General features: G+C 67.7%; 21 protein-coding genes and 2 pseudogenes. 8 read left to right on the top strand and 15 right to left on the bottom strand.

Annotation, left to right across the window (positions count from 1 at the left end; all coding sequences use genetic code 11):
- The first annotated feature begins 362 nt into the window (after window positions 1-362).
- Window positions 363-1328, top strand: a complete 966-nt coding sequence (locus ACY0PA_RS00410) for a helix-turn-helix domain-containing protein (RefSeq protein ID WP_473082787.1) — start codon at window positions 363-365, stop codon at window positions 1326-1328.
- A 460-nt stretch (window positions 1329-1788) separates the two neighbouring features.
- Here the strand turns inward: ACY0PA_RS00410 and ACY0PA_RS00405 are convergent, their stop codons facing one another.
- A complete protein-coding gene (locus tag ACY0PA_RS00405; RefSeq protein WP_432947335.1) occupies window positions 1789-2403 on the bottom strand; it encodes a TetR/AcrR family transcriptional regulator in 615 nt (204 codons plus the stop codon).
- Between the two features lie 108 nt (window positions 2404-2511).
- On the opposite strand from ACY0PA_RS00405, the gene ACY0PA_RS00400 reads away from it, so the two are divergent.
- The 4 genes from ACY0PA_RS00400 to ACY0PA_RS00385 all read left to right on the top strand — a co-directional run bounded on the left by ACY0PA_RS00400 (window position 2512) and on the right by ACY0PA_RS00385 (window position 4760).
- Window positions 2512-3720 (top strand): amidohydrolase family protein, encoded by a 1209-nt coding sequence (locus ACY0PA_RS00400; RefSeq protein WP_473082786.1) that lies wholly within the window; start codon window positions 2512-2514, stop codon window positions 3718-3720.
- A 279-nt stretch (window positions 3721-3999) separates the two neighbouring features.
- The gene (locus tag ACY0PA_RS00395; RefSeq protein WP_473082785.1) at window positions 4000-4386 is read left to right on the top strand and encodes a winged helix-turn-helix domain-containing protein; all 387 of its coding nucleotides are present in this window, start codon (window positions 4000-4002) and stop codon (window positions 4384-4386) included.
- 24 nt (window positions 4387-4410) lie between these two features.
- A complete protein-coding gene (locus ACY0PA_RS00390) occupies window positions 4411-4677 on the top strand; it encodes a transposase (protein ID WP_473082784.1) in 267 nt (88 codons plus the stop codon).
- Window positions 4653-4760 (top strand): hypothetical protein, encoded by a 108-nt coding sequence (locus ACY0PA_RS00385; RefSeq protein WP_473086195.1) that lies wholly within the window; start codon window positions 4653-4655, stop codon window positions 4758-4760. Before ACY0PA_RS00390 ends, ACY0PA_RS00385 begins: the two co-directional genes overlap by 25 nt.
- Before the next feature lie 48 nt (window positions 4761-4808).
- Here the strand turns inward: ACY0PA_RS00385 and ACY0PA_RS00380 are convergent.
- The 6 genes and pseudogenes from ACY0PA_RS00380 to ACY0PA_RS00355 all read right to left on the bottom strand — a co-directional run.
- A pseudogene (locus tag ACY0PA_RS00380) lies at window positions 4809-5969 on the bottom strand (xanthine dehydrogenase family protein molybdopterin-binding subunit); the annotation flags it as partial.
- A 140-nt stretch (window positions 5970-6109) separates the two neighbouring features.
- Window positions 6110-7009, bottom strand: coding sequence for an alpha/beta fold hydrolase (locus tag ACY0PA_RS00375; RefSeq protein WP_473082783.1), 900 nt, complete (start codon window positions 7007-7009; stop codon window positions 6110-6112).
- A 211-nt stretch (window positions 7010-7220) separates the two neighbouring features.
- Window positions 7221-8099 carry an LLM class flavin-dependent oxidoreductase gene (locus tag ACY0PA_RS00370; protein WP_473082782.1) on the bottom strand — a complete coding sequence of 293 codons (879 nt, stop codon included), beginning with the start codon at window positions 8097-8099 and terminating at the stop codon, window positions 7221-7223.
- A 143-nt stretch (window positions 8100-8242) separates the two neighbouring features.
- Window positions 8243-8710: a cupin domain-containing protein gene (locus tag ACY0PA_RS00365; RefSeq protein ID WP_473082781.1), complete on the bottom strand. Its 468-nt coding sequence runs from the start codon at window positions 8708-8710 to the stop codon at window positions 8243-8245.
- 102 nt (window positions 8711-8812) lie between these two features.
- Window positions 8813-9457: an isochorismatase family protein gene (locus ACY0PA_RS00360; RefSeq protein ID WP_473082780.1), complete on the bottom strand. Its 645-nt coding sequence runs from the start codon at window positions 9455-9457 to the stop codon at window positions 8813-8815.
- Between the two features lie 353 nt (window positions 9458-9810).
- Window positions 9811-10686, bottom strand: coding sequence for an aldo/keto reductase family oxidoreductase (locus ACY0PA_RS00355; RefSeq protein WP_473082779.1), 876 nt, complete (start codon window positions 10684-10686; stop codon window positions 9811-9813).
- Between the two features lie 98 nt (window positions 10687-10784).
- Between ACY0PA_RS00355 and ACY0PA_RS00350 the strand changes: the two genes are divergently transcribed.
- Window positions 10785-11270 carry a hypothetical protein gene (locus tag ACY0PA_RS00350; protein WP_473086194.1) on the top strand — a complete coding sequence of 162 codons (486 nt, stop codon included), beginning with the start codon at window positions 10785-10787 and terminating at the stop codon, window positions 11268-11270.
- 30 nt (window positions 11271-11300) lie between these two features.
- On the opposite strand, the pseudogene ACY0PA_RS00345 reads toward ACY0PA_RS00350, so the two are convergent.
- The 8 genes and pseudogenes from ACY0PA_RS00345 to ACY0PA_RS00310 all read right to left on the bottom strand — a co-directional run.
- Window positions 11301-11687 (bottom strand): annotated as a pseudogene (locus ACY0PA_RS00345) (transposase); the annotation flags it as partial.
- A gap of 94 nt (window positions 11688-11781) precedes the next feature.
- Window positions 11782-12357: an SRPBCC family protein gene (locus ACY0PA_RS00340; protein ID WP_473082778.1), complete on the bottom strand. Its 576-nt coding sequence runs from the start codon at window positions 12355-12357 to the stop codon at window positions 11782-11784.
- Between the two features lie 310 nt (window positions 12358-12667).
- Window positions 12668-13267, bottom strand: coding sequence for an alpha/beta hydrolase (locus ACY0PA_RS00335; protein ID WP_473082777.1), 600 nt, complete (start codon window positions 13265-13267; stop codon window positions 12668-12670).
- Entirely contained in the window at window positions 13192-13608 is a 417-nt protein-coding gene (locus tag ACY0PA_RS00330) for a hypothetical protein (protein WP_473082776.1), read from the bottom strand. The genes ACY0PA_RS00335 and ACY0PA_RS00330 overlap by 76 nt, the downstream gene beginning before the upstream one ends.
- A 319-nt stretch (window positions 13609-13927) precedes the next feature.
- Window positions 13928-14878 (bottom strand): alpha/beta hydrolase, encoded by a 951-nt coding sequence (locus ACY0PA_RS00325; RefSeq protein ID WP_473082775.1) that lies wholly within the window; start codon window positions 14876-14878, stop codon window positions 13928-13930.
- A gap of 32 nt (window positions 14879-14910) precedes the next feature.
- Window positions 14911-15855 carry an NADP-dependent oxidoreductase gene (locus ACY0PA_RS00320; RefSeq protein ID WP_473082774.1) on the bottom strand — a complete coding sequence of 315 codons (945 nt, stop codon included), beginning with the start codon at window positions 15853-15855 and terminating at the stop codon, window positions 14911-14913.
- 98 nt (window positions 15856-15953) lie between these two features.
- Window positions 15954-16529 (bottom strand): NAD(P)H-dependent oxidoreductase, encoded by a 576-nt coding sequence (locus ACY0PA_RS00315; protein WP_473082773.1) that lies wholly within the window; start codon window positions 16527-16529, stop codon window positions 15954-15956.
- A gap of 49 nt (window positions 16530-16578) precedes the next feature.
- The gene (locus ACY0PA_RS00310) at window positions 16579-16989 is read right to left on the bottom strand and encodes a cupin domain-containing protein (protein ID WP_473082772.1); all 411 of its coding nucleotides are present in this window, start codon (window positions 16987-16989) and stop codon (window positions 16579-16581) included.
- 286 nt (window positions 16990-17275) lie between these two features.
- Here ACY0PA_RS00310 and ACY0PA_RS00305 point away from each other — a divergent pair, with 286 nt between their 5' ends.
- Together ACY0PA_RS00305 and ACY0PA_RS00300 are read left to right on the top strand one after the other, a co-directional pair.
- Window positions 17276-17779 (top strand): MarR family winged helix-turn-helix transcriptional regulator, encoded by a 504-nt coding sequence (locus tag ACY0PA_RS00305; RefSeq protein ID WP_193510559.1) that lies wholly within the window; start codon window positions 17276-17278, stop codon window positions 17777-17779.
- 663 nt (window positions 17780-18442) lie between these two features.
- Complete coding sequence (locus ACY0PA_RS00300; RefSeq protein WP_473082771.1) at window positions 18443-18943, top strand: cupin domain-containing protein; 501 nt, start codon at window positions 18443-18445, stop codon at window positions 18941-18943.
- Window positions 18944-18981: the final 38 nt, after the last annotated feature.

Genomic DNA, 18981 nt, shown 5'->3' with positions numbered 1-18981 from the left:
GGTGATCAAGGATCTGACTCCGGCGGCTCGGGCGCTGGCGACCAGAGCGGGATGGCCGAGATGGACTACCAGTGGTACGCGCCGTTCCACATGGACGCGACGGAGACAGGTGACACCTTCCGCCTGACCGCCACCGACCTCGACTCCGCCGTCCGCAATGAGGTCGGCTGAACTCCCACCGCCACACCGGCAGGCCGACGGCATGGCCGCCGACACCGTGAACGTTCGCGGTCACGGCATTAGGAACTCGGCACGGCAGGCACTTGAACCGCAGCGACGTCGGGACAGAACATGTACGCCACAAGAAGGCGTCGGAACATCGGACACGAGGTGGATCACCGGAGATGAACAGCACTGGATCGGTGACCGACCTGGCGCCTGGGGCGTTCGCCGTGGATTCCAGGGTCCCAGCGGCACCGCGAGGATTCGATGCCTTCCGTCGTAAATGGCAGACGCAGATCGGCGATGTCTTCCCCCTGCCGGCCTTCAGCCCGGCCACGATCGCCGACTTCCGGCTCAAGGGATCCGTCGCCCGGGTGCGCGATGTGGTGATCGCTGATCTCCACATGGCGTCGGCCACCCGGATCGCGGACCCCGCGGGCGGCGATCGGGACCTGGTGGAGATCCACGTATTGCGGCGCGGCGCATGGAAGTTGGGCGGCCTGCCCGATCGCGACGAGCACACCGTATCGACCGGGCAGTTCCTTTTCCGACACTTCGGGCGGCAGATGCCCTTCGAGACGGCGCCGCACACCACGGCGCAGTTCCTCTTCCTGCCCTCCGCGACGCTCAGATCCCTGCTCGGGAACCGGACTGTCATCGGGCCGGCGGACTCGGCCGAGATGCGCCTGCTGACGGCCCACACGAACATGATCCAGCAGACGGCCACCGACCTCGGCCCGGCCGGTGTGCACGCCGCCCACAGCACCCTGATCGAACTGGCCAAGGCCGTGGCGGTGCGCCGCTTCGACGACGTGGAACCACAGCTGGCTCCCGCACTCACCCGGGCCGCGAAGGACCTCGCCATCAGCCATCTCGCCCATCCCGAGCTATCCCCGACGATGCTGGCACGCGAGCTCAACGTCTCCGTACGCACCCTGCAGCGGGCATTCGCCACGGTAGGAGAGTCGGCGACCGCCTACATCCGCCACCGGCGGCTGGAAGAAGCCCGGCTCGCCCTCACATCGCCATCCGGCCGGTGGAGCATCTCGGAACTCGCCGCCCACTGGCACTTCGTCGACAGCAGCCACTTCATCCGCGCCTTCAAGAAACACTACGGCCAGACGCCCACCGAATATGCCCGCTCGACGGGATCGGCCGCACGCTGAACGGACCTGAAGCAGGGCCTGACGCATGAACTGACCGATGACGCCGGGAAGTTGACCGTACTGCATTTACCAAATGTCACCACCCCGCAGAACACCACGAGTTAAAGACTTGCCCAGCAACCTCAACCGCCGCAGCGTCAGGACAAGCTCGGCGGCGTCGGCCTGGACTGTTCAACCAGGATGATGGCGTTCCACTCCCAGACCGGCTCGCTCCACTATCTGGAGGCCCGTGAATCCAGACATTCCGTGAGAACCTGCCGCCCAGGTATTGATCAGAAACTCATGGGGTTCTCGTTCAGGGCGTAACGGAGGTGTGTGCCGCGCCGTAGGCGAATCTGCGTCCCGTCGACCTCGGGTCGTGACCCGAATCGTCGAGGAGGCTTGGGCGGGGTCGCCGCCGACCGCTGAGACCCTGGACAGCGTGGTGGGTCGCCCGCGTTGAGCGGGAGGTGGACCGCGTTCAGGGCAGCGGGGTGAGTGCGTCCTCCAGCGCCGCCCGCGCGCCGCGCAGGGCGAGACGGAGCTGGTCCGGTGTACGGCGGATCTGGGCCAGCAGGAGGCCGCCCTGGATTGCGGCCATGGTGAGGTCGGCCAGCTCCGTCACGTCCGCGTCCGGGCGTAGCTCGCCCGACTCCTGCATCCGGCGCAGGCCCGCGATGAGGGGGGCTTCCCAGCGTGCGAAGGCGTCCACGAACGCTTGTCGGGTGAGGTCGTCCCGGCCGCTGAGCTGGCTGGCCAACGAGCCGATCGCGCAGCCGCCCACCGCGTCCTGCCGCGTCCCGTTGGCCACGATCGCGTCGAACCAGCGGTCGATGCCAGCCAGTGAGTCGACTTCCAGGAGCAGCGGTTCCTGTGCGGCCAGCACCGTGTCCACGGTGGAATGAACCACGGAGCGGATGAGATCGTCCCGGTCGTCGAAGTAGTGGTAGAGCTGGCTGCGGCCGACCCCCGCGGCGCGTTCGACATCGTCCAGCGTGACTGCCGCGACGCCGCGCTGCTGGATGAGGTCTGCTGCCGAATCGAGGATGCGCTCTCGGGTCGCGCGACCCCGCGCGGTGGTCGGTGTGTGTCCCATGCCCCCTCCTCCGTGTTCTGTGCCTCACGGTACAGAGGCTTTGTACTTGCCGATACAGTCTGACGCAGGCCGCTCTGTACTGAGCGATACAGTCTGCGAGGAGGAGCTGTGAGTCGGTTCGCGGTTACGAACACACGAGTTTTCACCGGGACGCGCATAGCCGATGCCTCGGTGGTCGTCGTCGAGGACGGGACGATCGCCGCTGTCGGCCACGAGGTCCCCGAGGGTGTGGAGGAGCTCGACGGCGGGGGCGGGACCCTGCTGCCGGGTCTGATCGACGCCCACACCCATACAGACGAGGACGGTCTGCGCACGGCCCTGCGCTTCGGCGTGACAACCGAGCTGGACATGATGTCGGTACCGGACGTGATGAACCCGGTACGGAAGAAGGTGCAGACCGAGTTCGATCTGGCCGACGTCCGCACCGCCTCGTGGGGCCTCGCCCACCCCGACGGACATCCTCACCAACTGCGGCGCGACCTGGACGACCCGGTGTGGCCCACCGCCACCGTCCCGAGCCAGGCGCCTGCCTTCGTTGAGGGACGCCTGTCCGAGGGCGCGGACTACATCAAGATCATGGTCGAGGACGGCACCGCGTTCGGCACATCGCTGCCCGTGGTGCAGCCCGAGGTCGTCGCCGCGGCTGTCGAGGCGGCTCACGAGCGCGGGGCCATGGCCCTGGTCCACGCCCTCAGCGCCACGGCTACACGGGTGGCTGTCGAGGCGGGCGCGGACGGCGTGACCCACCTGCACTATGACGAGGTCATCAGCGACGACCTGATCCTCCGGATGCGCGAACAGGGCATGTTCGTCATCACCACCTTGGCCGTCACTGCCTCCGGCGCCTCCGACGGCGCCGGCCCACGCCTGGCCGCCGACCTGCGTGTGGCATCCCGCCTGAACGCGGCATGGCGCGACAACCTGGGGCGCGAGTTCGCCTGGAATGCCCACTTGCCCAACGCCCTGCGCTCGGTCGGGCTGCTCCACGCCGCCGGCGTCGAGGTCCTGGCCGGTACCGATGCGGCCCACCTCGGTGCCCCGGGCCTCGCTCACGGCGCCAGCCTGCACGACGAGCTACGCCTGCTCGAGGCCGGCGGGCTGAGTCCGGTCGAGGCGCTCACTGCGGCGACACGGCGTACCGCTGACCGGTTCGGCCTTACCGACCGCGGGCGAATCGAGCCCGGCGCCTCGGCGGACCTGGTGCTCGTGGACGGTGACCCGACCTCGCAGCTCTCCGCGACGCTCAACACCCGCGCGGTGTGGCGTCGGGGGCACCGCCTGACACCGGCCGGCGTGACGGGAGAGCAAGATGCCTGAGCGCTCGCTGGTTGACATCCACGCCCACTTCACCACCTCGCACTACATCCATTGATCAGAAGCGGTTCAGGTTCTGGGTCGTTGGAGGAGTGTGAACGATCTGGTGGGGGATGCGCGGCGCCTTTCGCCGTCAGCACAGGAGGCCCTGCGGCTGCGCGCGGTGGCCGCGTTGGCGGCGGGGCGGGGCCGTGAGGGTGTGGCGGCGGTGTTCGGAGGGTCGCTGAAGGCGGTCGCATCTGGTGGGCGAAGTGGCAGGCCGGTGGGCGGGCGGCGCTGGTCATGCGTCCGCGCGGTCAGCCGGTCGGGGTGCATCAGGTGCTCGGGGAGGCCGAGCAGGCCGCTGTGCGGCAGGCGGTCCTCGATCACCGCCCCTGCGACGTGGGGTTGAGCGGGCAGTTGTGGACGCGGCGGCTGATCGGTGACCTGATCGCGAAGCTGTACCAGGTACGGATGACCGAGCCCGGGGTGGGCAAGTACCTGAAACGGTGGGGGCTGTCCTTTCAGCGCCCGGACAAACGCGCTGTCGAGCAGGACCCCGAGGCCGTCCGTGTCTGGCACGAGGAGTCCTGGCCGGAGATCCGCGTGAAGGCGAAGACGGACGGGGGCGAGAACCTCTTCGCGAACCAGGTCGGGATCCGTTCCGACCAAGCACCGGGGCGGACCTGAGGTGAGAAAGGCAAGACCCCGATCATGCGCAGGTCCGGGAACCGGTTCTCGGTCAACGCCATGTCGGCCACCAGTACCAAGGGCCGGATGCACTTCATGGTCTTCACCGAGAGCTTTACCGCCGAGATGATGTGCAGCTTCCTGGACCGGCTCGTCGGCCACTTCGACCACAAGATCCACCTCGTGGTCGACAGGCGCTCCGCCCACCGCTCCAAGAAGGTCCGGGCTGGCTCGCCACCCACCCCGACGATGTCGAATTACACTTCCTGCCCCCGCACTCGCCCGAGCTGAACCCCGACGAGTTCGCCAACGCCGACCTCAAGCACAGCCTGCCCCTGTTCGCGATCAAAGGATTCGACAACCTTGATCATTAGGGGTCGCGTCCCTCGTTGCCGAACCGGGCGAACCCATCAGCCCCCGGGCTAGAGCAGGAGCTCGGGGGTGATGGGCAACTGGCGGATGCGCCGACCAGTGGCGTTGAAGACGGCGTTGGAGATGGCCGGCGTGACACCGACGCAGACGATCTCGGCGAGTCCCTTCACGCCGATCGGGTCGGCTATGCGGTCCTCGCCGCCCGCCAGGTAGGTCGCCCTGATATCAGGTATGTCGGCATGCGTCGGAACGAGGTAGTCGGCGAGGTTGGCGTTGACGATTCGGCCGTCGCGATGGTCGGTGATCGTGTGTTCGAGCAGGGCCGCGCCCAATCCGCCGATCATTGCGCCGAGTGCCTGACTGTCGGCGAGCGCGGGACTGATGATACGACCGGCATCGTAGACGCCCAGCATGCGCCGGACCCGCACCAGGCCGAGCCGGGAGTGCACGGCGACCTCCGCGAACGTCGCCGCGTAGGCGTACAGGGAGTACCTTGCGGGTCCTTCCGGCGGAGCCCATGAGCGGAGTACTTCGAGGTAGGCGGAGTTGTTGCGGGCCAGCAGGCGCTGGTACGTCTCCCCCCGCCCCGGGGCGTCCTTTACGTACAGCCGGCCGCCGCGCACCTCGACATTGGCGGTGTCGGCCCCGTGCAGCGGAGAGCCCTCGTCTCTGACGGCGAGGGCGATTGCCTTTTTCCGCAGCTTGTCGCAACCGTCCTGCACGGCGGATCCGACGCTCGCCATGGTCTGCGATCCGAAGTGTCCCGGGGCCGGAGGCAGGGTCGAGTCGCCGAGCCGAAAGATCACCCGGCGCATGGTCAGGCCCAGGGCGTCAGCGGCGACCTGTGTCATGGAGGTGGCGGTGCCGGGCCCCATGTCGCTGGTCCCGGACTGGACCAGGGCGGTACCGTCGGCATTCAGCCGCACGGAGGCCTGGGCCGCGGCGCGCTGGGTGTCATATACACCAGCGGCCATGCCCATGCCGAGGTGCCAGTCGCCGTCGCGCGTGGAGCCAGGTTTCAAGCTCCGCCGTTTCCAGTCGAATTCGCGGGCGCCGGTGGTGTAGCACTCGCGCAGGCGGCGGGTGGAGAACTGAAGACCGTTGGACTGGTCGTCCACGGGTTCGTTGCGCAGACGCAGTTGGATCGGGTCCATGCCCATTTCATGGGCGAGTTCATCCATCGCCGACTCCAGGGGGTAGGCACCGCTGGAGTTTGCGGCTTCCGCCATGCGGACCGTGCTCCGACGGTGGGCCGGCTGCTCAAGCCTAGATCCCGTACGGGATCGCCTCGCTCATCGCGCCGCGATGTGCGGCCGATCAGAAGTTCAACAGGTCGCGGTTTCCAGTCCAGTCAGATGCGCCCAGCGGGCCGGGGCGGGGTAGCCAGGAAGGGGAGCAGCTCGCGGGCGAAGGCATCGGGACGTTCCTCGGGCACGAAGTGGCCACTGCCCTCAATCACCGCACCGGTCAGGTGCGGCGCTGCTGTGTCCAGGCTGTCGGCGAGTCGGGCGCCTGAGCTGTGCTCGCCGCCGACGGCGAGTACGGGCATGGGAAGGGTTCCTCCGGTTTCGTGCCAGGCCCGGTTGACGCGGCCGTCGTCAAGGAGGGTGCGGTAGTGGGCGAAGCCGGCGCGCAGTGCCTCGTATCCGCGGTAGGAGGAGGCGATGGTGTCGACCTCTTCTGGAGGGAAGGTTCCGGGTACCGCGGACAACCAGTCGAACCACCAGGTAAGGAAGTCGCTCTCCCGGCCTTCGAGGAGCAGCTCGGGCAGTTCTTCGGTCATGAAGAGGCCGAAGTGGAACAGACCGCCGGAGGCCACGTCCATCGCCTGCTCCAAGCCGAAGCCGGGGAGGGCGAGTTCGACGAGGACGAGGCGTTCGACTTCCTCGGGGTGGCAGCGGGCGTAGGCGAAGGCCACCATGCCCCCGATGTCGTGCCCGACGATGCGCACGCCGCCGTGGATGCCGAGCTGGGCGAGGAGTTCGCGCATGTCCTCTGCTTGTGTGTCCTTGTCGTATCCGCTCGGGGGGCGGTCAGAGGCACCCATGCCGCGCAGGTCGGGTACGACGACGCGGTAACCGTGCGCGGCGAGGGCCGGCATGAGGTGTCGCCAGGCCCGCCACGTCTGGGGCCAGCCGTGCAGAAGGAGTACGGGTGCACCGGACCCGCCGACCACGGCATGCAGCCGGGTGCCGTTCGCCGTGACGGTGATGCTCTCGAATCCGTCGGGGAGGGGTGTTTCGTCGCTCATGGGATCACCTGGGGTCGGAGAGGAAGACCAGGATTTTCTGGTCGCGGGGGCCGGTGAAGTCGGCGGAGAGCCCGGCCGGTTACCTGGTCGGTGAACGTGATGCAGGCTTCGGTGTGTTCGGTGCGGGGCAGTGAGGCTGGCATCGTCGGGTGGGGCGTTCTCGAAGCCGATGCCGTGCGGGACGCCGACCCTCGTGTGGGTCCGTGCTCCTTCAGGCCTCCAGTGCGAGGGCTTCGCGGACTGCGCGTACGACTTCGGCGGCGAACGCGCTGATCTGTCGGCTGTGGTCTCGTTCGGGCCAGATGACGAAACCGTTCATGCCGACGGTGCGCACGAGTGCGACAAGGTGCTCGGTCCACTGGGCGGCGGGCCCCTCGAACGGGCCGGCCGACTCCGATTGGATGACACCGGCGATGTTGTAGACCCGGCGGATCGTGTCCGGATCGCGGCCCGCCGTCAGAGCCGCGTCGTCGATGCGGCGGACGGCCGTGGGCAGTGCGTCGAGTCCGAGGTGGGCGTGCGAGGGAAGCCAGCCGTCCGCTCTTGCACCGGTCAGGGCCAGCATGCGGGGCCCGTACGAGCCCAGCCACAGCCCCAGACCGGGGGCCGGCGCCGGGCCGGGGTGGACGCCGGCGAGTGAGTAGTGCGCGCCGTGCGTCCGCACACTGCGCTCGCCACTCCACATGGCTCGGATGACGGTGATCGCCTCTTCGAGTGCGTCGGCGGCCTCCTTCGGCGTGCGTCGGGAGCCGTCCATGGCCTCGATGGCTTCCCAGAAGGCGCCGGCGCCCAGGCCGAGCTGGACCCGGGAGCCGGTCAGTCTGTCCAAGGTCGCCGCAGCCTTGGCCAGCACCGCCGGCGGACGCAACGGCAGGGAGCTGACCGTCGGGACGAGCGTGACGTGTCGCGTCCGCGCGGCCAGGAAGGTGAGCAGTGTCCAGGTGTCGTCGAACGCCGCCTGATACGGGTGGTCCTGGATGGTGAGAAGGTCGAGGCCGAGACTGTCGATGAGTAGTGCCTGCTCACTGGAGCGGCCGACGGGTAGGGCGTTCGGCTCTACGTTCGCGCCGAACAGGACAGGGAGGGGCATGAAGGTCTCCTGAGCAACCGGCGCTCGACGCCGGCCGGCGGTGGTCGCAGGTGAGGAAGGGAACGGACCCGCTGTCGTCCCGAAGGCAGCGCCTTCAAGAGCAGGCAGCAGCCGGGGCGGCACCGCTTGGGTCCGTGAGCGGTTCAGCGCGGCGTCCCGAGAATGACGCCGCCGTAGAGTTCGGATGCTTCCGCCAGGAGGGACTTGGGGATCTCGAAGCCGTCGGGGCGCGGGGTGGTGAGGTCGCGTCCGGCGTGGCGGAACATGCCCTCGATGCCGCCGGGCGTGGTGATCATCAGGAGGTCGGCGCGGTCGGAGGTGATGCGGTAGCCGTGCGGGACGTTGCGGGGCAGGTAGACGATCCCGCCTTCGCTCAGTTCGTGTTCCTCCTCCCCGGACCACACGAGGGCCGTGCCCTTGATCAGCATGAACACCTCGTCCTCGCGGGTGTGCAGGTGGAACGGCGGGGCTTCGCCCTTGGCGACGTCGAAGCGGCCCACGGTCAGCTTGCCCTCGGTGGCTTCCTTGTCGAGCAGCACGGAGAACGTTCCCCCGTCGAGCCATTCGAGCTTCTGCTGCTGTTCGGGCTGCGCCAGATAGGCCATCGTCATGAGAAGTCCGTTCTTGGAGGTCGGCGGGGAAACTGGTTCCTGAAGGCCGGGGGAGGGCGGGCCCCGCAGGGTGGGGGCGGGCCGGAGCCCACCCCCAGGGGTTCAGACGGCCGTGACGGCGCGCTTGCCCAGTTCGAGGGCGTGAAAGAAGGTCCGGGCACTCATGCCCATGGACGGCACGTTCTCCTGCATCAGCCGCATGCGGTGCGGGGCGTCGTGGAACTTGGGGTCGAGCTGGAACTCGGCGGCCAAGGAGAACCAGGTGACCGGTACTGCGCCGGCTTGGACCATGCGCTGCACCGCCGCGTTGTGTGCCTCGAGCGAGGGGCTGGCGGAGGCGTCGACGGCCACGTGCACGCGGTAGCCCTCGCGCAGGCCGCCCAGCACCGTCTGCAGCACGCATCCGTCCGTGGCGATGCCACCGACCACCAGGTTCTCCCGGCCTTCCTCCCGGACCGCCTGGGCGAACGACTTATCCAAAAAGGAGTTGAAGTCGACGGCACGCTCGATGACCGGCTGGTCACCGATGGCCTCCAACAGCTCCGGGTACAGCGGGCCGGACGGCTTGCTCGACTGGCCGTTGGTCACGACCAGACCGCTTTCGTACCACTTCGCCGTCTTCGCCAGGCCCACGACGTTGTCGATGTGTTCAGCGAGGTTGTGGGAGCGCAGAAGGTTTGCGAAACCGACTGCGTAGTCGACGAGAACGACGGTGGTGTTGGCGGGGGTGAGGGGCTCAGGAGTCATGACATGACTTCTTTCTGATCAAAGAGGAGGACAGCGACGCGTTGATCGCGCAGCGGTGGGCGGGTTTGTAAGCTTTTTGTCTGACCAGTCACTCTCCACTCGGGCATGAATTGGTAACCGGATGTGCACTTTCGGTATGGAGGGACCATCGCCGACAGGGAGCAACACCGCGAGCGGCGAGATCGTCGAGCCGCCGACGGGCCGCGGTGCCCAGTCCCCGCACGCTGATGGCACAGGTGGCCGGCGATCCCAAGTCGATGCCGACGCGCAGAGCCCGCTCATACGTCCGACGCATGACCCTCAGCGGCGGCAACGACTCCTTGTGGCTTGTGGGCCGTTCAGCTACGGGGCATTCAGCGGCCGATGTCGTCCAGCTCGGTCAAGTCCTCATGCGAGAGGGAGAGTCCCGCGCCGACGATGTTCTCGCGCAGGTGCGCTGTCGATGACGTGCCGGGGATGAGCAGGATGTTCGGTGATCGCTGCAGCAGCCAGGCCAGTGCGACGGACATCGGTGTCGTCTTCAATCGAGCGGCGACCGCCGAGAGCGCCGAGGACTGGAGCGGGGTAAAGCCCCCGAGGGGGAAGAAGGGCACGTACGCGACGCCTTCGGTGGCGAGCCGGTCGATGAGCTTGTCGTCGTGGCGGTGGGCGAGGTTGTACATGTTCTGCACGCACACGATCGGCGCGATGCTCTGTGCCTCGGTGACCTGCTCCTCGGTGGCGTTGCTGACCCCGAGGTGGCGGATCAGGCCCTGCTGCTGGAGTTCCACGAGCGTCTCGAACGCCTCGGCGAGCGAGCCGGGCTGGGGACCTTCGGCGTTGCCGAGTCGGAGGTTGACCAGGTCGAGTACGTCGAGCCGGAGGGACTTGAGGTTGTCGTGGACCTGGCGGCGCAGGTCTTCGGGTCGCCGGGCCGTGGGCCAGCCACCCTGTTCGTCGCGGGTCGCGCCCACCTTGGTCACGATGTGCAGCGACTCGGGATAGGGGTGCAGTGCCTCGTGGATCAACTCGTTGGTGACGCGCGGCCCGTAGGCGTCGCTGGTGTCGATGTGGGTGATACCGAGGTCGACCGCCGCTTCGCGCAGAACGGCCAGGGCGCCCTCGCGATCGGTGGGCGGCCCCATGACCCACGGGCCGGCCAGTTGCATGGCGCCGTAGCCGAACCGGGTGACGAACAGGTCACCCAGAGTCCAGGTGCCGCCGGGAAGAGAGAGGGAGGGGGTGCTCATGCTGTTGCCTTTCGTCGTGCACGTGGGGGGGTGCCCCTATGTGGTTCGTCAAGGAAATCGGGCTGCATCAGAGACGTGAGCCCAGGCAGCATGGCGGTGTGTCTGATCTGCCGTGGGACGACGTCCAGTACTTCTTCGACCTGGATGAGATGGGGACGCTGCCGGACGTGCGCGTCCCTGATACCTCGGTGGAGGACCGGCAGGCGGTTCTCGATCTGATCAGCGCGAGTGGCTGGAAGTGCCGGTACTCCGAGGGCGAGGTCGTGATGCCGGTGCCCCGGGCGGAGGCAGTGCTGTCCCGCCCGGCCGACGCCGAGTGCCCGGACCTGCGGGTCTGGCCGGCAGCCGATGTGCTGGTGATTTTCCGCTTTCATGCGCCGGAGGAGATCGATTTCGATGTTGATCTGCGTGAGTTGCAGGGCCAGCAGCGACTCGATGTGTTCTGCGGCTTTCTGCGGGCGATCGGGCGACGGCTGGGCAAGCCGGTGCTGATGGATCCGGAGGGCGGTTACGGGTATCCGGTTCTCGGGTTCGATGTTGAAGCCGATTGGGTCGTTCTCCTGGCTGAACGGCCGGTCAGCTGACCGCTGATGCCGACTGTGGTTCGTTGCGTTGAAGGTGCCGTCGCGGAGCATCGCGACGAGCACGTCGGCCCGGCGGCGGGCGAGGCAGAGCAGGGCCTGAGTGTGGTGCTTTCCTTGGGCGATTTTCTTGTCGTAGTAGGCCCGTGATGCCGGGTCGGCCAGGGCGGCGAAGGCGGAGAGGAAGAAGGCCCGTTTCAGCTGTTTGTTGCCGCGGCGGGAGGGCTGTTCACCGCGGATCGAGGAGCCCGAACTTCTGGCCGCGGGAGCCAGGCCCGCGTAGGAGGCCAGGGGGCCGGCGGTGGGGAAGGTGCTGGCGTCGCCGGCGTCGATGAGGATGCGGGCTACGGTCCTGACTCCGATTCCTGGCATGGAGATCAGGACCTTCGAAAGAGGGTGGGTATCCAGTAGTTCCTCGATCCTCGTAGCGAAGAGTTTGGGCTGGTCAAGGATGGAAATCGGCGGCTTCAGGCCACGACTGCACCCTGGATTGTGAAGGGCTCGATAACTACCCCTACGAGCGGCTTTCTTCCGATTCGATCACTTGCAGGCACCTCTCGAGGGCGGCCACCATGTATCGGCGCCAGAGGGGAGTGAATGGACCGGCGAGAATCCAGCGACGACCCGGAAGAGGCTTGAATTCGTAGGTCCACCGAATGAGGGTGCCATCGCCGTCGGGATTGAAGTTCCATTCACCTCGAACGCCTGCCGCGAGTCGAGAGAGGATGTTCGTGAATCCCGTCAGCTGATACGCAAAACTAGAGCCTTCCGTGTACTCGATCAACTGTTCGTCGGCCTGTGACCCGTCGTCGAACTGCGGGTTCCTGGTGGGACCGACGTGATCCCATGCTTCGGTCTGGTTTGCCACACCTTTGACACCGGGAAAGGGTGCCACCCGGTGGAAAACGCTCGACAGGTCGATGGGAACGATCAATCGGAACGCGTTGGCGGGCGCCACCGAAGTTCGCCGTTGGACTGTGATCGGAACAGTGTTGTCGGTTGAGCCGATAAGGAGGGGTATCGCCTGGACCACTGCGGCCCCCTGAGGCTCGGTCGTTTTCTTCCCCGCGATCGGTTTCTTGTCGGACATCGATGTTCTCCTGTCTTGGTGATGTGAATCCACTGTGAAGCATTAACGAACATGAAATGCTTCGAATGGGAAGCAAGCACATTCGTGACGTGAGTGATCCGACCACCGGCCTGAATATCGAGTGCCTGCTTCACCTCCTGACGGCGGTCAGCAGCCTGGCGCAGTACGGGGTGGACGAGCACCTGCGTGCCGGCGCCGAGGCGCTTCAGCGGCGACGTCGAGGTAGGGACAGCCCGGCATTCCGGCGGGGTGCAGCGATATGTGGCTGGAGATGTGGGTTGGCAAGTGACAGCAGGCCGCTGGTCACGGCTCAGATCGACTTGAGCACCCGGACCCGATCGGCGATGGCACGTCGCGCGACGTCGGCGCCGAAGGCGATGGAGTCGAACTCGTGCGGGACGCCGGGGTGAAGGTGGAACTCCACCGGCACGCCGGCGCGGCTGAGCTTGGTCGCGTAGGCGGTGTCCTCGTCGCGGAACAGGTCGAGTTGACCGACCTCGATGTAGGCCGCGGGAAGGTCAGTTGCATCCTCGAGCCGTGCGGGCGCAGCCGCGGCAGGGACGTTGGACCCTCCGACGGCGTCGCCGAGATACGTTTGCCACCCCGCGACAAGGTCACCGGAGTTGTTGACGAAGGGCGCGAGGTGGGGGTCAGGGGCGCTGGTGCGGTCGTCGAGCATCGGCATGATGAGGATCTGGTGGGCGATCTGCGGCCCACCTCGCTCTCGCGCGAGGATCGACACGGCTGCGGCCATGCCGCCGCCGGCGCTGTCGCCCATGACTCCGATCCGGCCGGGGTCGACGCCGAGTTCTACGGCGTGCTCGTGCAGCCAGTTCAGCGCCGCATAGCCGTCTTCGACCGGGGTGGGAAAGGGGTATTCGGGGGCGCGGCGGTATTCGACGGAGAGCATGGGTACGCCGCTGGCGGAGACGTAGCGGCGACGGGACCGTCGAAGTGGTCGATGTGGCCAAAGAAATAGCCACCGCCATGGAAGTACACCACTGCGGGACCCGGTGTGATGCCCTTCTTGGTGTACCAGCGCATCTGGATCTGTGTGCCGTCGTCTGCGGTGACGTAGCTGTCGCGCGTCTGGACTTCTTCAGGGAAGGGCTGGGCGGCGCCGGAGGCTGCGAGGATCGGCTCCCAGAAGGCTCGACGACCTTCGACATCGTCGCGCGAAGGCTGGACTGCTTTGATCCCGCCCATCTGAGCCAGGACCTCGGCTACTTCGGGGTCCAAATTGAGTGTCATGATCTCGGTCTTTCGCTGCGTGGTGTGAGTGGTAGAACGGGTCGATGGCCAGGTCGAGCAGGAGGGCGGCTGAGTTCAGCCGACATCCGGGAAGACGACGATCTTGACCTGGCCTGAGCCGGCGGCTGTGCGGCGTGGACCCCTGGCAGTTCACCGGGGAACGCGTTGAGTGACGTCGACGGCGAGACCGTCGGGGTCGATACAGGTGACGGGTTCGGACAACTTGCGTGACGCCCCCGTTGACGAACAGATCGATCCCACCGCATGCCAGGCCCTCCCGCTGCCTCCAGCGGGACAGGTGAACACGCTCGGCGTAGGTTCAGATCGACTTGAGGACTCGGACCCGATCGGCGATGGCACGCCGAGCGACGTCGGTGTCGAAGGCGATGGAGTCGAATTCGTGGGGGGCGCCGGGGTGGAGGTGGAACTCCACGGGCACGCCGGCGCGGCTGAGTTTGGTCGCGTAGGCGGTGTCCTCGTCGCGGAAGACGTCGAGTTGGCCGACCTCGATGTAGGCCGGAGGCAGGCCGGTCGCATCCTTGAGACGGGCGGGAGCTGCCGTGGGCGGGACATCGGGGCCGCCGGCGGCTTTGCCGAGCAGTGCCGGCCATGCGGTGAGGCTGTCGTCGTAGGACCACAGGAGATAAGGCTCGATGTGGGGGTCGGGTGTGGTGGTGCGGTCGTCGAGCATCGGCATGAGCAGGATCTGCCGGGCTATCTGCGGGCCGCCGCGCTCGCGGGCGAGGATGGTCAGGGCGGCTGCCATGCCGCCTCCGGCGCTGTCGCCCATCACGCCGATGCGGTTGGCGTCGACGTTCAGCTCGGCGGCGTGTTCGTGCAGCCAGCGCAGTGCGGCGTAGGCGTCTTCGAGCGGTGTCGGGAAGGGGTGCTCGGGGGCGCGGCGGTACTCGACCGACAGCATCGGCACGCCGCTGGAGGACACGTAGCGGGAGGCCGGGCCGTCGAACAGGTCGATGTGGCCGAAGATGTATCCGCCGCCGTGGAAGAACAGTACGGCGGGGCCGGGCTTGGCGCCGTCCTTGACGTACCAGCGCATTTTGATCTGTGTGCTGTCGTCCGCGGTCGCGTAGTGCTCGTGGGTCGTCACGTCGGCCGGGATCGGCTGCGCGGCTCCCGCGGCGCCGATGATCGGTTCCCACATGACGCGGCGGCCCGCGATGTCGCCCACAGCCGGCGGCTTGGCCTCGGCCATCGCGCTGGCCATCGGGGCCAGCGCCTCGGCGATTTCGGGATCCAGGGACAGTGTCATGGTCGTTTCCTTTCGAGGCTGGTCAGTCGGTGTCAGGCGGCGGGCGCGACGATGACGACCTTGCCGTGCAACTCGCCCGTGGCGGCCTGGGCGTGGACTGCTGGCAGCTCCGCCAGCGGCACTCGCTGCGCGACGTCGACGCGCAGCTCGCCGGAGTCGATCAGTGCCACCAGCCGCGACAGCTGGTCGGCGTCGCTGCGGACGAACAGGTCGATGCCGCGCACGCCGCGCTGTTCGTCGCTGGGTGCGGGCATCCACACCGTGGTGTTCACCAGCGCTCCACCGGGACGGATCAGGGCGGGCAGCGCGGCCAGCTGCGACGGGTCGATCGGCGCGAGGTTGAGCACGACGTCGACCGGCTCGGTCACCGCCGCGGTCACCTCGGTGGTGGTGTGATCGATGATCTCGTCGGCGCCCGCCGTCTTGACCTGCTGGCTGCTGCGCGGGCCGGCGGTGGCTATCACGTACGCGCCGGCCTTCTTGGCCAGCTGCACGGCGTAGCCGCCGACCGCTCCGCCCGCGCCGTTGACCAGCACGCGCTGACCCGCCGTCAGCTTGGCGTGGTCGAACAGCGCCTGGTACGCGGTCAGGCCCACCAGCGGCAGCGCTGCGGCGTCGGCCGGCGGGACGCTCTTCGGCGCCGCCGCGAGGATCTCGGCCGGGGCGATGACGTACTGCGCTGCGGCGCCGGGCTTGCCCATCGGCAGGAAGCCGACAACCTGGTCGCCGACCGCGATGCCGTCGACGCCCTCGCCCAGCGCGTCGACCGTGCCGGCGACGTCGAGGCCGGGAGTGTGCGGCAGCACCACCGGGATGGGGCCTTGCATGAAGCCGCCGCGGATGTTGCCGTCGACGGAGTTGAACGACGTCGCGGCGACGCGGATCCGGACCTCACCGGCCCCGGGGACGGGCTGCTCCACGTCCTCGTAGCTCAGGACGTCGGGGTCGCCGTACTCGTGGAAACGTACTGCCTTCATTTCGGTTCTCGCCTTCACTGCGATCGATGTTGCTTCGAATTCGAAGCAACTGTTGACGACGGTACCTCTGCTTCGAATTCGAAGCAAGTGTTTGTCGGTCACTGCCGGTGCGAGCTCATCGCCCCGGCGAGTTCGGCGGCGGCCTGGTCGATGCACGCGCGCAGCCGCGCCGCGTCGCTGCGCGCCGTGGCCTGCCAGTCGGCGGGGTCGGCGACGACGATCGTGGGCACGGGTTCGGCGTGCACGTCGGTCAGGCGTCTGCGCATCACCTGCGTGAGGTCGGGCGGCTGCCAGCGGGAGCCGCTGTTGAGCGCCAGCAGCACCGGCATGCCGGAGAGGATTCCGTCCCCGAGGACGGCGAAGAACGAGTCGAATACCTCGCTCGGGGATGCGGCGAGCACCGGGGTCGCCACCACGAGCCCGTCGGCCGCCACGACCGCCGCGATCGCCTCCCGCAGGTCGAGGCTGGCGCGGCGCTGGGCAAAGTGCTGAGCGAGGTCGGGCGCCAGCCGGTGCAGCTCCAGCACCTCCACCTCGGCGCGCGCACCTCCGGCCGCCAGCGACCGGCACACAGCCTCCGCCACCCAGTCCGCGAGCCGGCGAGTCGGACGCGGATAGCCGGCACCGGCGCTCACCACAGCCAAGGACACCGGACTCCACGCGGCGGTGCTCATCTCGGCATCGTGTTCTCGGCTTCTTCCCCGCGGCCGGGCTGTGGTGCCGTCACCGGGGAGGGCCGAGGACGACGTTGCCGGACAGTTCTGCGGCTTCGGCAAGCAGCTGAGCGGGGATCTCGAAGCCCTCCGGGCGCGGCTCACGAAGGTGACGGCCCGCGTGGCGGAACATCTTCTCCAGCCCTCCGGGGGTCGAGATGAACAGCAGGTCCGCCTTCTCTGAAGTGATGCGGTAGCCGTGCGGAATGCGCCGGGGCAGGATGCCGCCCTCCCGCAACTCGTGCCCCTCCTCGCCGGCCCACACCAGCGCCGAACCGGACAGCAGCAGGAAGACCACATCCTCGTTGTTGTGCACGTGGAATGGCGGCGCCTCGGCGTCGAGCAGGACGCTGAAGACACTCCCGCCGATCCACTCGAGCTGCTGCTGGTCCTCACGTTGCGCGAGACTGGAGATACTCATGGCCGGTCCTCGGGATCCGTGGGCGGCGGCGCCGTCCTCCCTTCCGCAACCCTGCACCGCGCCACTGCCCGGTCTCCACCTTCCGCGGTGCTCACTCGGGCCCAACACTGCCCACACCGTGCGCTCACGAGGCCACCACATCGGACCGGTGAGACCCTCGCCTCCGCCCAGTCCCCCCGCCTGGGATGGCACCGGAACTCACGGAAAAGTGCAGTTCCGACTCCGCCGAGGTGGCTGGAACGGCGGCACTCCACACTCTTCGAATTCGAAGCAGTAGACTCCGGGCATGCCTGATTCACCGCCGTCGCTCGACCGTGTGCAACTCGGCGCCTACTTCGACCTCGTCGAGGTGACCAGCCTGCTCCGGCATGCGGTCGAGCAGCAGCTGCGCGAGACCGGTGATCTCAGCTATGTACAGTTCCAGCTGCTGGCCCGCCTCGGAGACTCGCCGACGGGCAGCCACCGCATGACCGACCTCGCCGACGGCGTCGTCTACAGCCGCAGTGGCCTGACGTACCAGGTAGGTCTACTCGAAAAGGAGGGCTTGGTCGTCCGCGCTCCCTCGCTGGACGATGAGCGGAGCATCACCGTGACCATCACCGATGCCGGGCGTGAGCTGCTTGCGAAGGTGCTGCCGGGGCATGTCGAGGTGGTCAGCGGCCTGTTGTTCGAGCCGCTTTCGCGCGACGACGTCAAGGCTCTCGCGAGCCTGCTGGCGCCGGTACGCGACCATATGCGCTCGACACCGCCCCGCTCGGCCACGCCTCGCCGCCGCAAAGGCGGAGCATAAGGACTCGACAGGGCGAGACGCCGGGCTGGCCGCGGCAGTCGCCGGTCAACCGGGACGGGGGAAGCCGAGGCGTCAGGTTGGTCGGCGGGCGAACTGGGCGGGTGTTTCTTGAATGCGCGGATGAAGTGGCTGCTGTCGGTGAAGTGCCGGCGTGCGGCGGCTTCGGAGACAGTCAAGGGCGAAGAGCTCAGCGCTCGTTGGCAGCGGTGTGCTGCGGGGTCACCCAGCACATCGTTCCCTGGAAGCCGTCGATCGTGGAAGCGCTGAATTCCGGCAAGGGGCACAGGTCCCCCAAGCGGTGTTCCATATGTCGATGAACGGCTCCCCGTCCCCCGGCCGGTGCCGGTGGAGTCGGCGTCGACGGTGAACGTGCCCATCCTGTCGCCCGGGCCGAGGAAACGCGCCCTGCTGCTCATGTGTCCTCCGCGCCGACGAAGATGTCGCCGCAATCCCATCCGGTGTCGCAGACGTACACGCTTACTACGCATAGCCGTTCCTACTCTTGGCTGCACTTCAACCGTCAACAACCAACCGCCCGCGGGTGCACCCAACTGAAGCATGGGCCTTGCACGCCGACACCGCGGGCGCTCTGCCCAGCGGCAAGGTCGTCGTCGCGCCAGGCGACCGACTCCCCCTTGACCGACATCTGAGGAGACGACCGCGATGATCCCCGACGACGATCTATCCCGCTCGCTGACCGTCGCGAACCCCGACGACCCCGGCACGACGTACATCTCTCTGGTGGGCAACACGTACGCCATGCTGGTCACCGGCGAGCAGACCAACGGCCAATACTGCCTGATCGACATGCGCATCCCCGACGGCGGCGGCCCACCGCCGCACCGGCACGACTTCGAGGAGATGTTCACGATCCTCGAAGGCGAGATCGAGTTCACCTTCCGTGGCGAGAAGCACACCGTAAGGGCCGGGTCCACGATCAACATCCCGGCCAACGCGCCGCACAACTTCCGCAACGCCTCGGGTGCGCCGGCCCGCATGCTGTGCATGTGCACCCCCGCCGGCCAGGACGAGTACTTCATGCGCATCGGCGATGTCGTCGCGGGCAAGGACGCACCGCCGCCGCAGCTGTCGGAGGACGAGCTCGCGGAACGCCGCCGCCGCGCGGCCGAGCTGGCCTTGACCTACCGAAGCGAGTTCCTGTAGCCCGCAGGGGCCGACAAGCCCGGCCGTCGGCCGAAGCT

It is taken from the genome of Streptomyces sp. DS1-CR2 (genome assembly GCF_055760475.1).
This window is presented reverse-complemented; position numbering and strand designations above follow the sequence as displayed.

What these genes read in the sequence shown, in the direction of transcription:
- ACY0PA_RS00355 (WP_473082779.1), bottom strand. Translation starts at nt 10,686, where the DNA reads ATGAGCACCCCCTCCCTCTCTCTTCCCGGCGGCACCTGGACTCTGGGT.
- ACY0PA_RS00375 (WP_473082783.1), bottom strand. Translation starts at nt 7,009, where the DNA reads ATGAGCGACGAAACACCCCTCCCCGACGGATTCGAGAGCATCACCGTC.
- ACY0PA_RS00330 (WP_473082776.1), bottom strand. Translation starts at nt 13,608, where the DNA reads ATGACACTCAATTTGGACCCCGAAGTAGCCGAGGTCCTGGCTCAGATG.
- ACY0PA_RS00310 (WP_473082772.1), bottom strand. Translation starts at nt 16,989, where the DNA reads ATGAGTATCTCCAGTCTCGCGCAACGTGAGGACCAGCAGCAGCTCGAG.
- ACY0PA_RS00305 (WP_193510559.1), top strand. Translation starts at nt 17,276, where the DNA reads ATGCCTGATTCACCGCCGTCGCTCGACCGTGTGCAACTCGGCGCCTAC.
- ACY0PA_RS00390 (WP_473082784.1), top strand. Translation starts at nt 4,411, where the DNA reads ATGCGCAGGTCCGGGAACCGGTTCTCGGTCAACGCCATGTCGGCCACC.
- ACY0PA_RS00370 (WP_473082782.1), bottom strand. Translation starts at nt 8,099, where the DNA reads ATGCCCCTCCCTGTCCTGTTCGGCGCGAACGTAGAGCCGAACGCCCTA.
- ACY0PA_RS00405 (WP_432947335.1), bottom strand. Translation starts at nt 2,403, where the DNA reads ATGGGACACACACCGACCACCGCGCGGGGTCGCGCGACCCGAGAGCGC.
- ACY0PA_RS00300 (WP_473082771.1), top strand. Translation starts at nt 18,443, where the DNA reads ATGATCCCCGACGACGATCTATCCCGCTCGCTGACCGTCGCGAACCCC.
- ACY0PA_RS00365 (WP_473082781.1), bottom strand. Translation starts at nt 8,710, where the DNA reads ATGACGATGGCCTATCTGGCGCAGCCCGAACAGCAGCAGAAGCTCGAA.
- ACY0PA_RS00320 (WP_473082774.1), bottom strand. Translation starts at nt 15,855, where the DNA reads ATGAAGGCAGTACGTTTCCACGAGTACGGCGACCCCGACGTCCTGAGC.
- ACY0PA_RS00360 (WP_473082780.1), bottom strand. Translation starts at nt 9,457, where the DNA reads ATGACTCCTGAGCCCCTCACCCCCGCCAACACCACCGTCGTTCTCGTC.
- ACY0PA_RS00325 (WP_473082775.1), bottom strand. Translation starts at nt 14,878, where the DNA reads ATGACACTGTCCCTGGATCCCGAAATCGCCGAGGCGCTGGCCCCGATG.
- ACY0PA_RS00315 (WP_473082773.1), bottom strand. Translation starts at nt 16,529, where the DNA reads ATGAGCACCGCCGCGTGGAGTCCGGTGTCCTTGGCTGTGGTGAGCGCC.
- ACY0PA_RS00335 (WP_473082777.1), bottom strand. Translation starts at nt 13,267, where the DNA reads ATGCTCTCCGTCGAATACCGCCGCGCCCCCGAATACCCCTTTCCCACC.
- ACY0PA_RS00395 (WP_473082785.1), top strand. Translation starts at nt 4,000, where the DNA reads ATGCGTCCGCGCGGTCAGCCGGTCGGGGTGCATCAGGTGCTCGGGGAG.
- ACY0PA_RS00340 (WP_473082778.1), bottom strand. Translation starts at nt 12,357, where the DNA reads ATGTCCGACAAGAAACCGATCGCGGGGAAGAAAACGACCGAGCCTCAG.